The organism is Rhizobium sp. BK376 (genome assembly GCF_004341625.1).
In the GTDB taxonomy this organism is placed as follows: domain Bacteria; phylum Pseudomonadota; class Alphaproteobacteria; order Rhizobiales; family Rhizobiaceae; genus Rhizobium.
In genome coordinates this window covers 155640-176808 of record NZ_SLZG01000007.1, presented here as the reverse complement: position 1 = coordinate 176808, position 21169 = coordinate 155640, and the positions used below count along the sequence as shown (strand labels likewise).

Annotated in this window: 21 protein-coding genes; 19 read left to right on the top strand and 2 right to left on the bottom strand. The window is 60.2% G+C overall.

Annotated elements, in window-relative coordinates:
• Positions 1-148: 148 nt before the first annotated feature.
• The 14 genes from eno (at position 149) to EV561_RS18845 (ending at position 11782) form a co-directional block, all read left to right on the top strand.
• Positions 149-1423, top strand: coding sequence for a phosphopyruvate hydratase (gene eno, locus EV561_RS18910; protein ID WP_132523852.1), 1275 nt, complete (start codon positions 149-151; stop codon positions 1421-1423).
• Positions 1424-1557: 134 nt separating this feature from the next.
• Positions 1558-1875, top strand: a complete 318-nt coding sequence (locus tag EV561_RS18905) for a septum formation initiator family protein (RefSeq protein WP_132523851.1) — start codon at positions 1558-1560, stop codon at positions 1873-1875.
• A 150-nt stretch (positions 1876-2025) separates the two neighbouring features.
• A complete protein-coding gene (gene pdhA / locus EV561_RS18900; RefSeq protein ID WP_132523850.1) occupies positions 2026-3072 on the top strand; it encodes a pyruvate dehydrogenase (acetyl-transferring) E1 component subunit alpha in 1047 nt (348 codons plus the stop codon).
• Positions 3073-3087: 15 nt separating this feature from the next.
• The gene (locus EV561_RS18895) at positions 3088-4485 is read left to right on the top strand and encodes a pyruvate dehydrogenase complex E1 component subunit beta (protein WP_132523849.1); all 1398 of its coding nucleotides are present in this window, start codon (positions 3088-3090) and stop codon (positions 4483-4485) included.
• A gap of 7 nt (positions 4486-4492) precedes the next feature.
• Entirely contained in the window at positions 4493-4786 is a 294-nt protein-coding gene (locus EV561_RS18890; protein WP_132523848.1) for a DUF5076 domain-containing protein, read from the top strand.
• Between the two features lie 13 nt (positions 4787-4799).
• Positions 4800-6152, top strand: a complete 1353-nt coding sequence (locus tag EV561_RS18885; protein ID WP_132523847.1) for a pyruvate dehydrogenase complex dihydrolipoamide acetyltransferase — start codon at positions 4800-4802, stop codon at positions 6150-6152.
• A gap of 18 nt (positions 6153-6170) precedes the next feature.
• A complete protein-coding gene (locus EV561_RS18880; RefSeq protein WP_132523846.1) occupies positions 6171-6812 on the top strand; it encodes an SGNH/GDSL hydrolase family protein in 642 nt (213 codons plus the stop codon).
• Positions 6813-6870: 58 nt separating this feature from the next.
• Positions 6871-8319: a dihydrolipoyl dehydrogenase gene (gene lpdA / locus EV561_RS18875; RefSeq protein ID WP_132523845.1), complete on the top strand. Its 1449-nt coding sequence runs from the start codon at positions 6871-6873 to the stop codon at positions 8317-8319.
• Positions 8320-8399: 80 nt separating this feature from the next.
• Positions 8400-8654, top strand: coding sequence for a GlsB/YeaQ/YmgE family stress response membrane protein (locus EV561_RS18870; RefSeq protein ID WP_132523844.1), 255 nt, complete (start codon positions 8400-8402; stop codon positions 8652-8654).
• 13 nt (positions 8655-8667) lie between these two features.
• Positions 8668-8916 (top strand): GlsB/YeaQ/YmgE family stress response membrane protein, encoded by a 249-nt coding sequence (locus EV561_RS18865; RefSeq protein WP_132523843.1) that lies wholly within the window; start codon positions 8668-8670, stop codon positions 8914-8916.
• Between the two features lie 81 nt (positions 8917-8997).
• A complete protein-coding gene (gene lipA / locus EV561_RS18860) occupies positions 8998-9969 on the top strand; it encodes a lipoyl synthase (RefSeq protein ID WP_132523842.1) in 972 nt (323 codons plus the stop codon).
• A gap of 154 nt (positions 9970-10123) precedes the next feature.
• Positions 10124-10717 carry an AAA family ATPase gene (locus EV561_RS18855; RefSeq protein ID WP_132523841.1) on the top strand — a complete coding sequence of 198 codons (594 nt, stop codon included), beginning with the start codon at positions 10124-10126 and terminating at the stop codon, positions 10715-10717.
• 17 nt (positions 10718-10734) lie between these two features.
• Positions 10735-11325, top strand: coding sequence for an AAA family ATPase (locus EV561_RS18850; protein ID WP_132523840.1), 591 nt, complete (start codon positions 10735-10737; stop codon positions 11323-11325).
• 10 nt (positions 11326-11335) lie between these two features.
• Entirely contained in the window at positions 11336-11782 is a 447-nt protein-coding gene (locus tag EV561_RS18845; protein WP_132523839.1) for a type II toxin-antitoxin system RatA family toxin, read from the top strand.
• On the opposite strand, the gene EV561_RS18840 is transcribed toward EV561_RS18845, so the two are convergent.
• Together EV561_RS18840 and EV561_RS18835 are read right to left on the bottom strand one after the other, a co-directional pair.
• On the bottom strand, positions 11773-12273 hold the full coding sequence (locus tag EV561_RS18840; protein WP_132523838.1) for a CinA family protein: 501 nt from the start codon (positions 12271-12273) through the stop codon (positions 11773-11775). The two genes, EV561_RS18845 and EV561_RS18840, sit on opposite strands and share 10 nt — an antisense overlap.
• A complete protein-coding gene (locus EV561_RS18835; RefSeq protein ID WP_132523837.1) occupies positions 12270-13490 on the bottom strand; it encodes a bifunctional 2-C-methyl-D-erythritol 4-phosphate cytidylyltransferase/2-C-methyl-D-erythritol 2,4-cyclodiphosphate synthase in 1221 nt (406 codons plus the stop codon). The genes EV561_RS18840 and EV561_RS18835 overlap by 4 nt, the downstream gene beginning before the upstream one ends.
• 141 nt (positions 13491-13631) lie before the next feature.
• Between EV561_RS18835 and dusB the strand changes: the two genes are divergently transcribed.
• The 5 genes from dusB (at position 13632) to EV561_RS18810 (ending at position 21169) form a co-directional block, all read left to right on the top strand.
• The gene (dusB, locus tag EV561_RS18830) at positions 13632-14660 is read left to right on the top strand and encodes a tRNA dihydrouridine synthase DusB (protein ID WP_132523836.1); all 1029 of its coding nucleotides are present in this window, start codon (positions 13632-13634) and stop codon (positions 14658-14660) included.
• Positions 14657-15817: a nitrogen regulation protein NR(II) gene (locus EV561_RS18825; RefSeq protein ID WP_132523835.1), complete on the top strand. Its 1161-nt coding sequence runs from the start codon at positions 14657-14659 to the stop codon at positions 15815-15817. Before dusB ends, EV561_RS18825 begins: the two co-directional genes overlap by 4 nt.
• Positions 15814-17265 carry a nitrogen regulation protein NR(I) gene (gene ntrC, locus EV561_RS18820; RefSeq protein WP_132523834.1) on the top strand — a complete coding sequence of 484 codons (1452 nt, stop codon included), beginning with the start codon at positions 15814-15816 and terminating at the stop codon, positions 17263-17265. The genes EV561_RS18825 and ntrC overlap by 4 nt, the downstream gene beginning before the upstream one ends.
• Before the next feature lie 276 nt (positions 17266-17541).
• Entirely contained in the window at positions 17542-19815 is a 2274-nt protein-coding gene (locus tag EV561_RS18815) for a PAS domain-containing sensor histidine kinase (RefSeq protein WP_132523833.1), read from the top strand.
• Positions 19805-21169, top strand: a complete 1365-nt coding sequence (locus EV561_RS18810; RefSeq protein WP_132523832.1) for a sigma-54 dependent transcriptional regulator — start codon at positions 19805-19807, stop codon at positions 21167-21169. The genes EV561_RS18815 and EV561_RS18810 overlap by 11 nt, the downstream gene beginning before the upstream one ends.

Here is a 21169-nt window from a genome sequence, read left to right as displayed (position 1 = left end):
TCTTTCGGCCGCTTCAAAAGGCTGACATGATATTGGGTTAGGCGGCTATATATGTTTCTCCAATCGGCGGCCGGAGCGGCATTGTAATTTCCCGGCCTTCGATTATGAGATTTCAATCGATTTATCACCCAGCGAGCAGGAAGAAACCATGACCGCAATTACCGACATCATCGCCCGCGAGATTCTCGACAGCCGTGGCAACCCGACTGTCGAAGTCGACGTCTATCTCGAAGATGGCAGCATGGGCCGTGCGGCCGTTCCGTCGGGCGCTTCGACCGGCGCGCACGAAGCCGTTGAAATCCGCGATGGCGGCAGCCGCTACCACGGTAAGGGCGTCGAAAAGGCCGTCGAAGCCGTCGACACGGAAATCTTCGACGCGATCGGCGGCATGGACGCCGAAAACCAGATCCAGATCGACAACATCATGATCGAGCTGGACGGCACGCCGAACAAGTCGCGCCTCGGCGCCAACGCCATCCTCGGCGTTTCGCTCGCCGTTGCCAAGGCTGCTGCCCAGAGCGCCAACCTGCCGCTCTACCGTTACGTCGGCGGTGCTCGCGCCTGCCTGCTGCCGGTTCCGATGATGAACATCATCAACGGCGGTGCGCATGCCGACAATCCGATCGACTTCCAGGAATTCATGATCCTGCCGGTTGGCGCCGACACGCTGCGCGACGCCGTCCGCATGGGTTCGGAAGTCTTCCACGTGCTGAAGAAGGAACTGAGCGCCGGTGGCCACAACACCAACGTCGGTGACGAAGGCGGTTTTGCTCCGAACCTGAAGAGCGCACCGGAAGCACTCGACTTCATCATGAAGTCGATCGAGAAGGCTGGCTACAAGCCGGGCGAAGACATCTTCCTCGGCCTCGACTGCGCCTCGACCGAATTCTTCAAGGACGGCAAGTACGCCCTGGAAGGCGAAGGCCGCACGCTGGAATCGGGCGCCATGGCTGAATACCTCGCCCAGCTCGCCGCCAACTACCCGATCGCTTCGATCGAAGACGGCATGGCTGAAGACGACTGGGAAGGCTGGAAGACGCTGACCGACCTGATCGGCAAGAAGACCCAGCTCGTCGGCGACGACCTCTTCGTCACCAACTCGGCCCGCCTGCGCGACGGCATCAAGATGGGCGTTGCCAACTCGATCCTCGTCAAGGTCAACCAGATCGGCTCGCTGACGGAAACCCTCGACGCTGTCGAAACCGCGCACAAGGCAGCCTACACCGCCGTGATGTCGCACCGCTCGGGTGAAACGGAAGATTCGACGATCGCCGATCTCGCAGTTGCCACCAACTGCGGCCAGATCAAGACCGGCTCGCTGTCCCGCTCGGATCGTACCGCCAAGTACAACCAGCTGATCCGCATCGAGGAAGCACTCGGCCCGCAGGCGCAGTATGCCGGCCGCTCCATTCTTCGCGGCTGATAATCCAGCAATTTCCTGATCTTGAACCGCGCCTTCGGGCGCGGTTTTTTATTGCCGGCTCAGCATAGTTAACGGACGGTCAATCTCTGCGGGCTAGAGTTCCATCTCAGGTGTTGCGTGTTGAGCAAGCGAGTATGTGGACAAAATATCATAAGAAAAGACGACTTGGCCGTTTCGTCCTTCCCGCCATGACTGTCGCATTCCTCTCCTATTTCGGCTATCATTGCATTCATGGCGATTACGGCCTGCGCGCGACGGAGAAGTTCGAGCAGCAACGCCTTGTTCGCGAAAAGGAATTGGCTGATCTCGTTGCCAGGCGCGAGCACCTGGAAAAGGAGGTCGCGCTCCTCAGCGACGGCTCACTGGACAAGGACATGCTTGACGAAAAGGCGCGTTATCAGCTTAACTATTCCCGCGCCGACGAGATTGTGATCTTCAACAGTCAGAACTAATTAACCGAATTTCGGTTAATTGCAATTTCTGCATAAATTTCAGTCGTTTATACAGAATACGAGCCATGCAATTATAGCATTGCTGTGGCGAGCAATCTTGCCTATGGTACGCATCACTTCGAACGATGCTAATCACACAGGGAGGGTTGAATGGCGCCGCGCAAAACTGCGTCCGTTTCCAGCCGCAAGACCACTGCAAAATCGTCAGGCAAGATATCGAACGGCGGCCCGATCGCCGATTTCGATCGTGATGAGGAGCTCAAGGCATATCGCGAGATGCTGCTCATCCGCCGCTTCGAAGAGAAGGCGGGCCAGCTTTACGGCATGGGCTTCATCGGCGGTTTCTGTCACCTCTATATCGGTCAGGAAGCTGTCGTTGTCGGCATGCAGATGGCCCAGAAGGACGGCGACCAGGTCATCACCGCCTATCGTGATCACGGCCATATGCTGGCAACCGGCATGAGCGCCCGTGGCGTCATGGCCGAGCTCACCGGTCGCCGCAGCGGTTATTCGCGCGGCAAGGGCGGTTCGATGCATATGTTCTCGAAAGAGAAGAATTTCTACGGCGGCCACGGCATCGTCGGAGCCCAGGTCTCCCTCGGCACGGGTTTGGCATTTGCCAACAAGTATCGCGGTGACGACAGCGTCTCGATCGCCTATTTCGGCGACGGCGCCGCCAACCAGGGCCAGGTCTACGAGAGCTTCAACATGGCCGCTCTCTGGAAGCTCCCGATCGTCTATATCGTCGAGAACAACCGCTACGCCATGGGCACGTCGACGGCGCGCGCCACGGCGCAGTCGAACTACTCGCTGCGCGGCTCCGGCTTCGGCATTCCCGGCATCCAGGTCGACGGCATGGACGTTCGCGCCGTCAAGGCGGCTGCCGACGAAGCGCTTGAATATTGCCGGTCCGGCAAGGGTCCGATCATTCTCGAAATGCTGACCTACCGTTATCGCGGTCACTCCATGTCCGACCCGGCGAAGTATCGCTCCAAGGACGAAGTGCAGAAGGTCCGCTCCGAGCATGACCCGATCGAGCAGGTGAAGGCACGCCTCGTCGAAAAGGGCTGGGCTTCCGAAGAGGATCTGAAGGCGATCGACAAGGACGTTCGCGACATCGTCGCCGACAGCGCCGATTTCGCCCAGGCCGATCCGGAGCCGGATGTATCCGAGCTCTACACCGACATTCTGCTCTAATCGGGGAGGGAACCAATGCCTATCGATATTCTCATGCCCGCCCTCTCTCCGACGATGGAAGAAGGCACGCTTTCCAAATGGCTCAAGCAGGAAGGTGACAAGGTCACCTCAGGCGATGTGCTTGCTGAAATCGAAACCGACAAGGCGACGATGGAAGTCGAAGCCGTTGATGAAGGCATCATCGGCAAGCTTCTGGTTCCGGCCGGAACCGAAGGCGTCAAGGTGAATGCCAAGATCGCAGTTCTGCTGCAGGACGGTGAATCCGCCTCCGACATTTCCGCCTCCGCTCCTGCAGCAACACCGGCTCCTGCCGCTGCTCCGCAGGCCGTGCAGGAAGAAAAGCCGGCTGCGGCAAGCCCGGCATCCGCACCCGTTCCCGCCGAGCCCAAGGCTCAGGTGGCAAACGATCCAGACATTCCGGCTGGCACGGAAATGGTGTCGATGACGGTTCGCGAAGCACTTCGTGACGCCATGGCCGAAGAAATGCGCGCCGATGAAAACGTGTTCGTCATGGGCGAAGAAGTTGCCGAATACCAGGGCGCCTACAAGGTCACCCAGGGTCTTCTGCAGGAATTCGGCGCACGTCGCGTCATCGATACCCCGATCACCGAACATGGCTTTGCCGGCGTCGGCGTCGGCGCTGCGATGTCCGGCCTGAAGCCGATCGTCGAGTTCATGACCTTCAACTTTGCCATGCAGGCGATAGACCAGATCATCAACTCTGCTGCAAAGACGCTTTACATGTCCGGCGGCCAGATGGGCGCTCCGATCGTATTCCGCGGCCCGAACGGTGCAGCAGCGCGCGTCGGCGCACAGCACAGCCAGGACTATGCCGCCTGGTACAGCGCCATCCCCGGCCTCAAGGTGGTCATGCCCTATACGGCAGCCGACGCCAAGGGCCTGCTCAAGGCTGCGATCCGCGATCCGAACCCGGTCGTCTTCCTGGAAAACGAAATTCTCTACGGCCAGCACTTCGACGTGCCGAAGCTTGACAATTTCGTTCTGCCGATCGGCAAGGCGCGCATCCATCGTAAGGGCAAGGACGTCACGATCGTCTCCTTCGGCATCGGCATGACCTATGCCACGAAGGCTGTTGCCGAGCTCGAGAAGATCGGCATCGACGCCGAATTGATCGATCTGCGCACGCTGCGCCCGATGGATCTCCCGACCGTCATCGAGTCGGTCAAGAAGACCGGCCGTCTGGTCACCGTCGAGGAAGGCTATCCGCAGAACTCGGTTGGTACGGAAATCGCAACCCGCGTGATGCAGCAGGCGTTCGACTATCTCGATGCGCCGATCCTGACTATCGCCGGCAAGGACGTTCCGATGCCCTACGCTGCAAACCTCGAAAAGCTGGCGCTGCCGAATGTCGGCGAAGTGGTCGATGCGGTGAAAGCCGTTTGCTACAAGTAGGTCTGCCGTGAAAACACTCAACGTTCCCAATGAGGTGCTTGAGATGGAAGACGCGGACGAGATCGTTCGCGTCTGGATTGGGGAGGGCGACTCGGTGGTCACCCTCCATGATCTTTTCGGTGACGATCTCGGGGCTTGGGGAATGGTGATCGCGGATATTGCTGTTCACATTGCACGCATGAGATCGCTGAATGGAGCGATTTCAGAGATAGAGACATTGAAGGCGATCGAGCAGGGGTATCGTGGCCGTTTGGCCGAGTTCCATCAGCTTGAACACAGGTCGCTTTCTGCGAACAATTGAGGGAGGCGTATTAATGCCGATCAATATCACGATGCCTGCCCTGTCTCCGACCATGGAGGAGGGTAACCTCGCCAAATGGCTGGTCAAGGAAGGCGACACCGTCAAGTCCGGCGACGTGATCGCCGAGATTGAGACCGACAAGGCGACGATGGAAGTCGAAGCTGTCGACGAAGGCACTGTTGCCAAGCTCGTCGTTCCTGCCGGCACCGAAGGTGTCAAGGTCAATGCGCTGATCGCCGTTCTTGCAGGCGAGGGCGAGGACGTTGCAGCTGCCGCAAGTGCGGCCGGCTCTGCGGCGCCTGCCCCTAAGGTGGAAGCCGCTCCCGCGCCGAAGGCTGAAGCCACACCGACTCCTGCTGCACCGGCGGCGTCAGCTGCTGCTCCGGCTCCGACCGCAGCGCCTGCTGCTGCCGTATCGGCTGGGGGCAATCGCGTTTTCTCCTCGCCGCTTGCTCGCCGCCTCGCAAAGGAATCCGGCATCGATCTCTCCGCCGTTGCAGGTTCCGGCCCGCATGGCCGCGTCGTCAAGAGCGATATCGAAGCTGCCGTTGCCGGCGGTGGCGCAAAGGCCGCTCCGGCTGCTGCACCGTCGGCCGAGGCCGCTGCTCCGGCAGCCGCCCCCAAGGGTGCTTCCGAGGAAGCCGTGCTCAAGCTCTTCGAGCCGGGTTCCTACGAGCTCGTGCCGCATGACGGCATGCGCAAGACGATCGCTCGCCGTCTCGTAGAATCCAAGCAGACCGTGCCGCATTTCTACGTCACCGTCGATTGCGAGCTCGATGCGCTGATGGCGCTTCGTGCGCAGCTGAACGATGCGGCTCCGCGCAAGGACAGCGCCCCGGCCTACAAGCTCTCGGTCAACGACATGGTCATCAAGGCCATGGCGCTTGCGCTGCGCGATGTGCCCGACGCCAACGTCTCCTGGACCGAAAACAATATGGTCAAGCACAAGCATGCCGATGTCGGTGTTGCTGTCTCGATCCCGGGCGGCCTGATCACGCCGATCATCCGCAAGGCGGAAGAGAAGACCCTGTCGGTCATCTCCAACGAGATGAAGGATCTCGGCAAGCGCGCCAAGGAACGCAAGCTGAAGCCTGAGGAATATCAGGGCGGTACGACCTCGGTGTCCAACATGGGCATGATGGGCGTCAAGGATTTCGCCGCCGTCATCAACCCCCCGCATGCCACGATCCTGGCCGTCGGTGCCGGCGAACAGCGCGTCGTCGTCAAGAACGGCGAGATGAAGATCGCGACGGTCATGAGCGTGACGCTCTCCACCGACCATCGCTGCGTCGACGGTGCTCTCGGTGCCCAGCTTCTGCAGGCATTCAAGGGCTATATCGAAAATCCGATGGGGATGCTCGTCTGAGCTTGAGCGGAGGCGGAAATGGTAAAGACCGTTCTTTGCTACGGAGATTCGCTGACTTGGGGCTATGACGCCGATACGATCGGTCGTCATGCCTATGAAGATCGCTGGCCGAGCGTGCTGCAAAAGGCGCTCGGTGACCAGGCTCAGATCATCCCGGAAGGGCTCAACGGCCGAACCACCGCCTTCGACGACCACCTTGCCGATTGCGATCGCAACGGCGCGCGCGTGCTGCCGACGATATTGCAGACGCACGCGCCGCTGGATCTGGTGATCATTCTCCTCGGCACCAATGACATGAAGCCCGTTGTCGCGGGTTCGGCGTTTGCGGCATGCCAGGGCGTTGCGCGGCTTGTGCGGCTGATCCGCGGACATGCATGGCCCTTCGACTATGATGTGCCCGACATTCTGATCGTTGCGCCGCCGACGATCCGCGAGACCGCAAATGTGGCTTTTGCGGCCTCCTTTGTCGGGGCGATCGAGGAATCCGCGATGCTCGCGACGCTCTATCGCGATCTCGCCGACGAGCTCGGCTGCGGTTTCTTCGACGGTGCTTCGGTTGCCGCCACGACGCCGCTCGATGGCATTCATCTCGATGCGGAAAACACCCGGGCGCTCGGACGCGGCCTTGAGCCGATCGTGCGCATGATGCTCGGAATTTGAACGAATAAAGGCCGGCCTGGCTCTGTTCAGCCGCCAATGAAAAGGCAGGAAACAACACATGGCTGAGAATTACGACCTCATCATCATCGGTTCCGGTCCCGGCGGCTATGTGGCCGCCGTGCGCGCCGGCCAGCTTGGCCTGAAGACCGCGATCATCGAGCGCGAGCATATGGGCGGCATCTGCCTGAACTGGGGCTGCATTCCGACCAAGGCGCTGCTGCGCTCGGCCGAGATCCTCGACCATTCCAACCATCTGAAGGATTATGGCCTCGTTCTCGAAGGCACCGTAAAGCCGGATGCCAAGGCCGTCGTTGGCCGCTCGCGCGCCGTCTCCGCCCGGCTGAACATGGGCGTCGGCTTCCTGATGAAGAAGAACAAGGTCGACATCATCTGGGGCGAGGCCAAGATCAGCAAGCCCGGCGAAGTCGTGGTCACCAAGACCACGAAGCCCGTCGTCGAGCCGCAGCATCCGCTGCCGAAGAACATCAAGAGCCAGGAAGGCACTTACACCGCCAAGAACATCATCATCGCGACCGGCGCGCGCCCGCGCGCTCTGCCGGGCATCGAGCCGGATGGCAAGCTGATCTGGACCTATTTCGAAGCGCTGAAGCCGGACGCTCTGCCGAAGTCGCTGATCGTCATGGGTTCGGGCGCGATCGGCATCGAATTCGCAAGCTTCTACCGCTCCATGGGCGTCGACGTAACCGTCGTCGAAGTCATGCCGACCATCATGCCGGTCGAGGATGTGGAAGTGACCGCGATCGCTCGCAAGCAGCTCGAAAAGCGCGGCCTGAAGATCTTCACCAGCGCCAAGGTGACGAAGGTCGAGAAGGGCGCCGACAGCGTCACCGCGACCGTCGAGACGGCTGACGGCAAGTCGCAGCAGATCACCGCCGATCGGATGATCTCTGCCGTTGGCGTGCAGGGCAATATCGAAAATCTCGGCCTGGAAGCACTCGGCGTGAAGACAGATCGCGGCTGCGTCGTGATCGACGGCTACGGCAAGACCAATGTCCCAGGCATCTACGCGATCGGCGACGTCGCCGGCCCGCCGATGCTCGCCCACAAGGCTGAGCATGAAGGCGTAGTCTGCGTCGAGAAGATCGCCGGCCTGCCGAACGTTCATCCGATCGACAAGCTGAAGGTTCCGGGCTGCACCTATTGCCAGCCGCAGGTTGCTTCCGTCGGCCTCACCGAAGCCAAGGCCAAGGAGCAGGGCCGCGACATCCGCGTCGGCCGCTTCCCCTTCACGGCGAACGGCAAGGCGATCGCGCTCGGCGAGGATCAGGGTCTCTGCAAGGTGATCTTCGACAAGAAGACCGGTGAGTTGCTGGGCGCGCATATGGTCGGCGCGGAAGTCACCGAACTCATCCAGGGCTTCGTCGTCGCCATGAACCTGGAGACGACTGAAGAAGAACTGATGCACACGATCTTCCCGCATCCGACCGTTTCGGAGACGATGAAGGAAGCCGTTCTCGATGCCTACGGCCGCGTGTTGAATACTTGATAATTTCCTGATCCGCTCTTTCTATCCCTTGGTGGCTTCAGCCATCCCAAGGGGTGGAAAACAGAAAAGGAAATCAATACATGACAGCAGTACAGCATGCCTGGATCGTATTTCTCCTGATCGGCCTCGTGGCCGGCTTTCTGGCCAGCCTGGTGGTCGGGGGAGGTGGTCTGATCAGCTGCCTCGTCAGTGGCGTCATCGGTGCCTTCGTCGGCGGTTTCCTTTTCCATGCGCTGGGGATATCGCTCGGAATACAAAACGCGCTGGTGGTTGAGATCATTCATGCGACCGTCGGCGCGATTATCGTCGTCCTGCTGGCGCGATTGATAGCGTAGGGATAGAGGGCGAATGGAAAGCGTGGGCTGGATTGGCGCGATCATTATCGGCGGTTTGGCAGGCTGGCTCGCCGGCAAGCTGATGGAGGCGCGCTACGGCGTCCTCCTCAACATCGTGCTCGGTATCGTCGGTTCCGTCATCGCGACGGCGATATTGGCGCAGTTTCATGTGGTTGTCGCCGGCGGCAGGCTCGGCTTCTTCATCACCGGCTTCCTCGGAGCCTGCCTGTTGATATTTCTGGCGCGGCTGGTGCGGCGCTAGAAGCGCATATCCTTCAATCCGAGATTTCGGTAAGGCAAATATGCGAAAGGGGCCGCGTAGGGGCGGCGGAAAGTTGAACTGATGGTCACGATACTCGACACGATCAATCCCGAGGCCAAGCGCGTCCGGCATCCGGAAAAGGCGCATCGGCCCGATACGGAAGTCCTGCGCAAGCCGGACTGGATCCGCGTCAAGGCGCCGACCTCGAAGGGCTATCAGGAAACCCGCTCGATCGTGAAGGAGCACAAGCTCGTCACCGTCTGCGAAGAGGCCGGCTGCCCCAATATCGGCGAGTGCTGGGACAAGAAGCACGCGACCTTCATGATCATGGGCGAGATCTGCACCCGCGCCTGCGCCTTCTGCAACGTTGCGACCGGCAAGCCGAACGCCCTCGACATGGCTGAGCCGGAGAATGTCGCCAAGGCCGTCAAGGAAATGGGCCTATCCCACGTCGTCATCACCTCGGTCGACCGTGACGATCTCGAGGACGGCGGCGCCGAGCATTTCGAGAAGGTGATCTGGGCAATCCGCGCCGCATCGCCTGCCACAACCATCGAAATCCTGACGCCTGACTTCCTGAAGAAGCCTGGTGCGTTGGAGCGCGTCGTCGCCGCAAAGCCCGACGTCTTCAACCACAACATGGAAACCGTGCCCGGCAACTACCTCACGGTTCGTCCCGGCGCCCGCTATTTCCATTCCATCCGCCTGCTGCAGCGGGTGAAGGAACTGGACCCGACCATGTTCACCAAATCAGGGATCATGGTCGGCCTCGGCGAAGAGCGCAACGAAGTGCTCCAGCTGATGGATGACCTACGCACCGCCGACGTCGATTTCCTCACCATCGGCCAGTACCTGCAGCCGACCCGCAAGCACCACGCCGTCATGAGCTTCGTCACGCCTGAGGAATTCAAGTCTTACGAGACGGTCGCCTATACCAAGGGCTTCCTGATGGTCGCTTCCAGCCCGCTGACCCGCTCGTCCCACCACGCCGGCGACGATTTCGCCCGCCTGAAGGCCGCGCGCGAAAAGAAGCTTTTGATTGCTGCCGAATAATATTTTCGACACTTTTGTTTTGATAAGGCCGCAGCACTTGTTGCGGCCTTTTTATTTATTTAATTTCTGGTTGTGGAATCCTGTCTGTCATGCGCCGGTCATATCGCCGGATTAGACCGCTCGCCCGCACATAGCTATTTGAATGGGGCAGGGCATGGATCAGACATCGAAGCTTGCCACTCCAAACTATGTCGAGGATCTCGCACAGGCGGTGGCCCTCGTTCAAAAGGCGGAGCGCATCCTTATTATCGGCTGCTCCGGCACAGGCAAAAGTACGCTCGCAAAGGCCCTAGCCGAGCAATTCGGTCATGTCTATATCTCGATGGACCGCGAGATCTTCTGGCTGCCCGGGTGGAAGCTGCGACCGCGCGAGGAGATCCTGCAACGCATCCGTGATGCGGTGGCCGGGCCGCGCTGGATCATGGACGGCAACAGCCCCGGAACCCTGCCGCTCAGGCTGCCGCGCACGGATCTCGTGATATGGCGCCGTGCACCACGCCATGTGGCATTCCTCGGCGTGTTCAAGCGCTGGTGGAAATATCACGGAAAGACGCGTCCCGAAATGGCGCCCGGCTGTCCTGAGCACATCGATCTGAAATTCCTGCGTTACATCTGGAATTTCGAGCGCAAGGAAGTGCCTCAGTTCGAGGAGATGCTGACCAAACATGGGTCCCATATTCCTCTCGTTACGCTGAGTTCCTTCCGCGAGATTGATCGATTGCTCGCTCTGTTGCAGACCGCGGCATGATCTTGGAGGAGACCCTTATGGACCAATCGGTGCTGCCGATGGCCTTGAACTTCGTTGACGATGTCATCGCTGCGAGACAGATCCGCAGTGCAAACCGCATCCTTGTCATCGGCTGTTCCGGCGGTGGAAAATCGACGCTGTCGCAGAAGCTCGCACAGCGCTTCGGTCTTACTTACATCTCCTTCGATCGGGACATCTTCTGGATGCCAGGCTGGACCGAGCGTCCGAGGACAGAGCAGCGCGAGCTCATCACTGAAATGGTCGCCAGAGAGCGTTGGATCATGGATGGCAGCAACCCATCGAGCTTCGATCTGCGGCTGCCGCGTGCTGACCTCGTCATCTGGATGCAAATCTCGCGCCTCGTCTGCATCTGGTCGGTTTTCAAACGCTGGATCATGTTCTTCGGTCGCACACGGCCGGAAATGGCGCCGGGTTGCATCGAGAAGGTCGATTGGGAATTCGTGCGTTTCATCTGGACCTATGACAAGAAATTCACGCCACGCTTTTGGGACGGCATCGCCGCGCATGGCCCTCAAGTCCCGGTTTTGCAGCTAAAATCCCGTCGGCAAACACGCGAGCTTCTTGATCTTCTAGGCACGCCAGCTTAATTGCCGGTTCATGCCTCAGTTCGAAACTCACCGCACCGTCCCGCATAGCCCCGAGCAAATGTTCGACCTCGTCGCCGACGTCGAGCGCTATCCCGAATTCTTGCCGCTCTGCGACGCGCTGACTGTGCGAAACCGCAAGGAGAGGGACGGGAAGATCCTGCTGATCGCCGACATGACCGTCGGCTACAAGGCGATCCGCGAGACCTTCACCACCCAGGTGTTGCTGAACAAGGCAGAGAACGCCATCGACGTGAAATATATCGACGGCCCGTTCAAATATCTCGACAATCGTTGGCGTTTCCAGGATGGCCCTGATGGCGGCTGCGTGATCGATTTCTTCATCGATTACGAGTTCAAGAGCCGTATCCTTGGCGCCCTCATGGGCTCGATGTTCGACCGCGCCTTCCGGATGTTCACCGACGCCTTCGAGACGCGTGCGGGCAAGATTTACGCCTGAAAAAGCTTCATCACCATTTCCAGAGCCGTCTGAACCGTCGCGCTTCGCACCTTGTCGCGGCCGATGTCGCCATAGCGCATTTCGCGGTGAATCATCTCGCCGGAGCGTGACTTGGCGGCAAGATGGACGAGGCCGACCGGCTTTTCCGCCGAGCCGCCGCCCGGTCCGGCAATACCGGTGACGGCAACAGCTATGTCAGCCTTCGATCGATAAAGCGCACCATGCACCATCTGGAGGGCCGTTTCTCTGGAGACAGCGCCAAAACTCGCAAGCGTTGCTTCCTGCACGCCCAGCATCTCCATCTTCGCGGTATTGGTATAGGTCACGAAGCCTCGGTCGACGACCGCCGACGAGCCTGAAATATCGGTCAACGCCCCGGCAATCAGACCGCCGGTGCAGGATTCGGCGGTCGAGACCATCAGGCCCTTTGCCGCAAATTCGCTGATGATCGTCTGGGCGAGCGAAAGGATGTCATCGGAAAAATAGCTCATGCCTTGCCTCCGCGGTAAACGACGGTTGCCGTCGCAATGGCAGCTATACCCTCGCGCCGGCCGACGAAGCCGATCGTCTCATTGGTGGTCGCCTTGACCGAGCAGCGCTGGATATCGATGCTGAGATATTCAGAAAGCTTGGCACGCATGCTCTCTCGATGCGGCCCGACCTTCGGCGCTTCGGCGATCAGCGACACATCCGCATTCATGATCGTCCCGCCATTCTCCCGGACTATCTTGGCGGCGTGCTCGATGAAGATACGCGACGGCGCGCCCTTCCACTGCGGATCGGAAGGCGGGAAATGGTCGCCTATGTCACCTGCGCCGCAAGTGGCAAGGAGCGCATCTGTCAATGCATGCAGTGCGACATCGGCGTCGGAGTGACCCTTCAGCTTTTGATCGTGCGGAATGAAGACGCCGCAGAGCGTCACGCCATCGCCGGCTTCGAGCTGATGCACGTCATAGCCGTTTCCCGTACGCACATCCGGCAGCAGCACTGCAGTAAGCTTCTCGTCAGCCATGGCAATATCCCTTTTGACCGTCAGTTTGACATTGTCCGGCGTGCCCAGGACCAGAGTGACCGGCATTCCTGCCCATTCCGCGATGGCGGCATCGTCGGTAAAATCGGTCTTGCGTTCCGCTTCGGCCTTTTCGTGCGCAGCCAGGATCTCGGCGAACTGAAATGATTGCGGCGTCTGCGCCGCATGCAGATGAGCGCGCGGAACGGTCTCGCCGACAAGATTGTCCGCCGTTGCTCGCTTGAGCGTATCTGCGACCGGCATTGCAGGCAGCACGGCAGGCGCACCGGCCGAGAGTGCCGCCAGTAACCGGTCAAGCAGATCATGATCGAAGAACGGGCGTACCGCATCATGGATCATCACGTGGGTGATGTCGGCTTCGCCAAGCGCCTGCAATCCGGCGAGCACCGATTGCTGGCGCGTCTTGCCGCCGAACGCGAATGAGATTTTCGACTGATCGGACAGATGCGCCAGCGCAGCCTTGAAAAGCGCCTCGTCGTCCCGATGGATCACAGCCACGATCTTCACCGTTTGCGGCCATGTCACGAATTTTTCAAGCGTATGCGCAATAACCGGCTTGCCACCGATGGGGCGATACTGCTTCGGGCCTTCTTCAGGCGATCCGGCGCGTTCGCCTCTGCCGGCGGCAACGATGACTATTCCGGCGGACATTGGTTGCATTGAAGGCATTTGCGTCATAAATCCCCGGGAAACAGCCAGTGCGATAGCAGCGGTCTATCGCCTCGACAGGGCATTTTCCAGCATTTGCCCAAAAAATATCGGCTTTCACCGAAACCCCTTGGCAAGCCCACAAAGAGTGGCTAAAAATAGTGCAAATCAATGGCATGCCTGAAAGATAATCATTTGCTTTCCTTCAACTTAGCAGCGCCGTTTTCCATCGGTTCCGTCTCGATCCGAAATCGGGTGATTCTGGCGCCGATGTCCGGTGTCACCGATCTCCCGTTCAGGCAACTCGCCCTGCGCTATGGCGCGGGGTTGGTGGTGACGGAAATGGTTGCGAGCCGGGAGCTGGTGCAGGACACGCCCGAATCCGGGGCGCGTTTGAGGAGTGCAGGGCTCAAGCCACACATGGTCCAGCTTGCCGGCCGCGAGGCCCACTGGATGGCAGAGGCCGCAAAGATCGCCGTCGACAATGGCGCCGATATCATCGACATCAACATGGGCTGTCCAGCCAAGAAGGTGATCGGCGGCTATGCCGGCTCCGCCTTGATGCGCGATCCCGATCACGCGCTCGGCCTGATCGAGGCAACGGTAAAGGCCGTCGATGTGCCCGTGACTCTGAAGATGCGGCTCGGCTGGGATCACACGTCGCTGAATGCGCCGCAGATTGCGCGCCGTGCGGAAGAAGCTGGGATCCAGCTCGTGACCATCCACGGCCGCACCCGCATGCAGTTTTACGAGGGCAGGGCGGATTGGGATGCGATCCGGGCGGTCAGGGACGTGATTTCCGTTCCGCTGGTCGCCAATGGCGATATCGACACGCCCGAGGATGCGCAGGAGATCCTTCGCCGGTCCGGAGCTGATGCCGTGATGATCGGCAGGGGCAGCCGGGGCCGCCCGTGGCATGCCGGCGTGCTGGCTGGTCACGCGGCACCCGATCTCGGCGACATCGCCGACATTGCTGTCGAACACTATGAGATGATGTTGGAATTCTACGGCGAGGCGGTCGGCCTGCGCCATGCGCGCAAGCACCTCGGCTGGTATCTCGATCGCTACGCAACGGCGCTAACCGTCGAGAAGAAGACCGCGATTATGACGGCGACCGACAGCCGTGTCGTCATTCAACATTTCCGCGAGGCGCTTCAGACCAATTATGGCGTCGCGCCTGACGCCCGGGAGGCGGCATGAGCTCCAAGTCAGACTCCACGCCTCCTACCGCGGGTACAGGCAATGCCATGGCGATGGCAGTTTTGAATGCCATTCAGAACCCCGTCGTCATGGTCGACGAAGCCGGCCTCATGGTCTTTGCCAACTGGGAGGCGGAGGCCTTCTTCGGCGCCAGCGCCTCCCATCTCGCCCGTTACAAGATTTCGAGCTTCATTCCCTTCGGCAGCCCGCTTTTGGCGCTCATAGACCAGGTGCGTGAGCGCAGGGCGCCGGTCAACGAATATCGTGTTGACTTAAGCTCGCCACGGCTCGGCCAGGACAAGCTGGTCGATATCTATGTCGCTCCCGTTCCCAGCGAACCGGGCTCCGTGGTCGTCGTGTTCCAGGAACGCTCGATGGCCGACAAGATCGACAGGCAGCTGACGCATCGCGCAGCTGCCCGCTCGGTGACCGGTCTCGCCTCGATGCTGGCGCATGAGATCAAGAACCCGCTTTCCGGCATTCGCGGTGCGGCGCAGCTTCTCGAGCAATCGGTGGAGGATGACGACCGCGCCCTGACGCGGCTCATCTGCGACGAGACGGACCGCATCGTCTCGCTTGTCGATCGCATGGAGGTTTTCTCCGACGAGCGGCCGGTCGATCGCCTGCCGATCAACATCCACTCGGTGCTCGACCATGTGAAGGCGATCGCCAAGGCGGGCTTTGCCCGCAACATCAAGATCACCGAACTCTATGACCCCTCGCTGCCGGCGGTCTTTGCCAATCGCGACCAGCTGATACAGGTCTTCCTCAATCTGGTGAAGAATGCTGCGGAAGCCCTAAGCGATACGCCGGAGGCAGAAATCGTGCTGACCACGGCCTATCGACCTGGCATCCGCCTTTCGGTCGCCGGTACGCGCGAGAAGATTTCGCTGCCGCTCGAATTCTGCGTGATCGACAACGGTCCGGGCGTACCGGCCGATCTCCTCCCGCATCTCTTCGATCCGTTTATCACGACAAAAACGAACGGATCCGGTCTCGGTCTGGCGCTCGTTGCCAAGATCATCGGCGACCATGGCGGCATCATCGAATGCGACAGCCAGAACCATAAGACCATCTTCCGGGTGCTGATGCCTGCCTCCAAGGACATCACGCTCGACGACGCCATCTCTCCGAACGCTACAGGACCTTCCAGATGACTGCCACGATCCTTGTTGCCGACGACGATGCGGCCATCCGCACCGTGCTTAATCAGGCGCTGAGCCGCGCCGGCTACGATGTACGTATCACATCGAATGCAGCGACACTCTGGCGCTGGGTTTCCGCTGGAGAGGGCGATCTCGTCGTCACCGACGTCGTCATGCCCGACGAGAATGCCTTCGATCTGCTGCCGCGCATCAAGAAGGCCCGGCCGGACCTGCCAGTCCTCGTTATGAGCGCCCAGAATACCTTCATGACGGCGATCAAGGCCTCGGAGAAGGGAGCCTACGACTACCTGCCGAAGCCCTTCGACCTGACCGAGCTGATCGCTATCATCGGCCGTGCGCTCTCCGAGCCGAAGCGGAAGCCTGCCAAGCTCGAAGACGACATCCAGGATGGCATGCCGCTGGTCGGTCGATCGGCCGCCATGCAGGAAATCTACCGCGTGCTGGCGCGCCTCATGCAGACCGACCTGACGCTGATGATCACCGGCGAATCCGGCACCGGCAAAGAATTGGTCGCCCGCGCGCTGCACGACTATGGCAAGCGTCGCAACGGTCCCTTCGTTGCCATCAACATGGCCGCCATTCCGCGCGACCTGATCGAATCCGAACTTTTCGGCCATGAGAAGGGCGCCTTTACCGGTGCTCAGACGCGCTCCACCGGCCGTTTTGAACAGGCAGAGGGTGGCACGCTCTTTCTCGACGAAATCGGCGACATGCCGATGGACGCCCAGACGCGCCTGCTGCGCGTCCTGCAGCAAGGCGAATACACGACGGTCGGCGGCCGCACGCCGATCCGCACCGACGTCCGCATCGTGGCCGCCACAAACAAGGATCTGAAGCAGGCGATCAATCAGGGCCTCTTCCGCGAGGACCTCTACTACCGCCTGAACGTTGTACCGCTGCGGCTGCCGCCGCTGCGCGACCGCGCGGAGGATATTCCGGATCTCGTCCGTCATTTCGTCCAGCAGGCGGAGAAGGAGGGTTTGGGTTCGAAGCGTTTCGATCAGGAAGCGCTCGAATTGATGAAGGCCTATCCGTGGCCCGGCAACGTCCGCGAGCTGGAGAACCTCATCCGTCGTCTCATGGCGCTTTATCCACAGGATGTCATCACCCGCGAAATCATCGATTCCGAACTGCGGGCCGATGTGCCCGACAGCCCGATCGACAAGGGGCCGGTTCGCAACGGCAACATGTCGATTGCCCAGGCGGTCGAGGAAAACATGCGCACCTATTTCGCCAGCTTTGGCGAAAATCTGCCGCCGCCCGGATTATATGACCGCGTTTTGACCGAAATGGAGTATCCTCTGATCCTGGCAGCGCTGACGGCGACCCGCGGAAATCAGATCAAAGCCGCCGATCTCCTCGGCCTCAACCGCAATACGCTGCGAAAGAAGATCCGGGAACTCGGTGTTTCGGTCTATCGGAGCTCCCGCACGGCTTGACAAGGTGGCAGGATGCGTTGCATTTTCGCCACAATGCGTTGCTTAAAGGTCACGCAGCGGATTCACGTTTTTCGTGGAAATGAGTGGCGGACATCTTCTTCTCGCTGGGAAGATCGGCGGTGTTTCAGGTGGTTGCAATATTGCGGCCGCATGTTTTGCTGGGAAATGCGCAATGCGCAGCCTCTCCTTTCTCATCGGCCGCCGTGAGGTCGCGAAAAGCAGGAATTCGATGATGCATGACCGGGACGAGGATCGCCCCGGTTGAGAGAGGCGCGAATGAACCAAGATGCGGAATCGCCGAGGCTGCGCGACAGAAAAGTCGTGAATATCAGGGATCGCCGTGCCTCCTTCACGCTGCCGGGACTGATATTGGCTGGTGGTGCGCTGTTATGCGCCGTAGCCACGCTTCTGGTCCTGCTGGGCCTCACCCCAATTCCCCCGACATCGCAGGTCGTCATAGCATCGGTGGCGGTGAATTCGGCATTCGTCTGCGGCCTGCTCATCATGGTCGGTTTCGAGGTCTTCCGCCTCTTCAAGGCCCGCAGCCGTGGACGTGCCGCCGCCCGCTTGCATATTCGTATCGTGGTCCTGTTTTCGATCGTGGCGATTACGCCGGCGATCCTCGTCGCAATCTTCGCCAGCCTGACCCTGAACGTTGGCCTCGACCGCTGGTTTGCCCTGCGCACGCAGCAGATCATCAGCTCGTCCCAGAACGTCGCACAGGCCTATCTGACCGAGAATGCCAGCTATCTCCAGGGTCAGACCGTATCCATGGGCAACGACCTGGAACGCAATCGCGCCCTCTACAATCTCGACCGAACCGGCTTTGCTGATCTGATGACGCGTCAGGCCCGCGGGCGCGGCCTGCTCGGCGCATTTATTGTGCGGTCGGATGGATCGGTCATCGTCCAGGCCGACATCAAGACGGAAAGGCCGCTGCCGGCCATTCCGAAGGATGCACTTGCCGCCTCGGCCGGCGGTCAGCCGACCCTCATTCCACCTGGAGTGACCAACCTTGTCGGCGCGATAATCAAGCTCGATGAGATTTCCGGTGCATTTCTCTATACGGTCCGGGCCGTCGATCCGCGCGTCATGAGCGCCATGCGCATGGTCGAGGAAAATACGGCCGAATATAAGTCGATGGACGAGGGCCGGATATCCCTGCAGATCGCCTTCGCCGTGCTCTACCTCGGTTTCGCGTTGATCGTGCTTCTTGCCGCGATCTGGACGGCCATTGCGGTTGCCGACCGGATCGTACGCCCGATCCGCCTGCTCATCAGCGCCGCCGACAACGTTGCGTCAGGCAATATGAACGTCCTGGTGCCGGTTCGCGCCGCCGACGGCGACGTTGGCAACCTGTCGCGAACCTTCAACAAGATGATCTCGCAGATACGCACTCAGCATGACGAGATTGTCGAAGCCAAGGACGAAGTGGATGATCGCCGCCGCTTCATTGAGGCGGTTTTGTCGGGCGTAACGGCCGCGGTTATCGGTGTTCAGCACGATCGGCAGATAACCATCGTCAACACGTCGGCCGAAGTGCTGTTGACCCAGCCGAGTGCTGAACTCCTGGGCAAGAATCTTGCCGATATTGCCCCTGAGGTCGATCAGGTGGTCACCGAAGCCGCCGCGCGTCATCGCAATGATTTCCGCAAGCAGATTGCACTCGTTCGCGGCGGTACCGTCCGGACACTCAGCGTCCAGGTCACGCGGGAGGAGGCGAGGGATCACAACGAATCCTACGTCATCACCCTCGACGATATCACCGATCTCGTTATCGCCCAGCGTTCGACCGCATGGGCTGATGTTGCCCGTCGCATCGCTCACGAGATCAAGAATCCGCTGACGCCGATCCAGCTTTCAGCGGAGCGCATCCGTCGCCGGTACGGCAAACATATCGATGAGAACGATCGCGCCGTCTTCGATCAGTGCACGGATACGATTATTCGCCAGGTTGGCGACATCGGCCGGATGGTCGATGAGTTCTCTTCCTTCGCGCGCATGCCGAAGCCGACGATGGAGCCGAGCGACCTACGCAACATTTTGCGGGATGCCGTGTTCCTTCGGGAGATGGGCAACACGCATGTCAAGTTCGAACGGGATCTCGGCAGCGAGCCGCTGGAAGGCATGTTCGACGCCCGCATGCTCGGTCAGGCCTTCGGCAATCTCATCAAGAATGCGGTGGAGGCGATCGAGGCTGTCCCAAGTGACGAGAGCCGCGAGCAGCCGAAGGTTCTCGTCCGGGCATCCCTTGATGAAGAGCGCGATCGCTTTACGGTCGACGTGATCGATAACGGGCGCGGCCTGCCCGTCGAAAACCGGCATAGTATTCTTGAGCCTTATATGACCATGCGCGAGAAGGGCACCGGCCTCGGACTCGCGATTGTCAAAAAAATTATTGAAGACCATGGCGGGCAGCTGGAACTCCACGATGCTCCCGCAGATTTCGACCAGGGAAGGGGAGCCATGATCCGCGTGCATCTGCCACGTCGCGAACTGGGAACCGCAGCCCAGCCCGCAAGCGATAAGGAAAATGTTTATGGCATCTGATATTCTCGTTGTAGACGACGAGGAAGACATTCGCGAGATCGTCTCGGGGATCCTTTCCGACGAAGGTCATGAAACCCGGACGGCCCATGATAGCGACAGCGCGCTGGCAGCGATTTCCGATCGTGCTCCGCGGCTGGTCTTCCTGGATATCTGGATGCAGGGCAGCAAGCTGGATGGTCTGGCATTGCTGGACGAAATCAAGACCCGCCATCCCGAACTGCCGGTCGTGATGATATCAGGCCACGGCAATATCGAAACGGCAGTTTCCGCCATCAAGCGTGGCGCCTTCGATTTCATCGAAAAGCCCTTCAAGGCCGACCGGCTGCTGCTGATCGCCGAGCGGGCGCTCGAAAATTCCAAGCTGAAGCGTGAGGTCGTGGAGCTCAAGCGCCGCGCCGGCGAGGCGGCGGAATTGATCGGCACTTCGATTGCCGTGTCCCAGCTTCGCCAGACGATAGACAAGGTCGCTCCGACCAACAGCCGCGTCATGATCTTCGGCCCATCGGGATCAGGCAAGGAACTCGTCGCCCGTATGATCCACAAGAAGTCGACGCGATCGAGCGGCCCCTTCGTCGCTTTGAACGCGGCCAATATCACGCCGGATCGCATGGAGATCGCTCTCTTCGGAACCGAGGGTTCACCCGGTCAGGCGCGCAAGATCGGTGCGCTCGAAGAGGCGCATCGCGGCATCCTTTATCTCGACGAAGTCGGCGAAATGCCCCGCGAGACCCAGAACAAGATCCTGCGTGTTCTCGTCGACCAGCAGTTCGAGCGTGTCGGCGGCTCCAAGCGGGTGAAGGTCGACGTCCGCATCATTTCCTCGACGGCCTACAATCTCGAAAGCCGCATTGCCGAGAGCCTGTTCCGCGAAGATCTCTATCATCGCCTGGCTGTCGTGCCCGTCCGTGTGCCGGCGCTCGCCGAACGCCGCGAGGACATTCCCTTCCTCGTCGATCAGTTAATGCGGCAGATATCCGAACAGGCAGGCATCCGGACCCGCCGGATCGGTGACGATGCCATGGCCGTCCTTCAGGCCCACGACTGGCCGGGCAACATCCGCCAGCTCCGCAACAACATCGAGCGGCTGATGATCCTGGCACGCACCGACGGACCGGAGACCCCGATCACGGCCGAAATGCTGCCGACCGACCTTGGCGACATGCTGCCGAAGGTCTCTGCCAAGAACGACTATCACATCATGACGCTGCCTTTGCGGGAAGCGCGTGAGATGTTCGAGCGGGATTATCTGATCGCCCAGATCAACCGTTTTGGCGGCAATATTTCCCGTACGGCGGAGTTCGTCGGGATGGAGCGGTCTGCGCTGCATCGGAAGCTGAAGTCCCTCGGTGTTTAA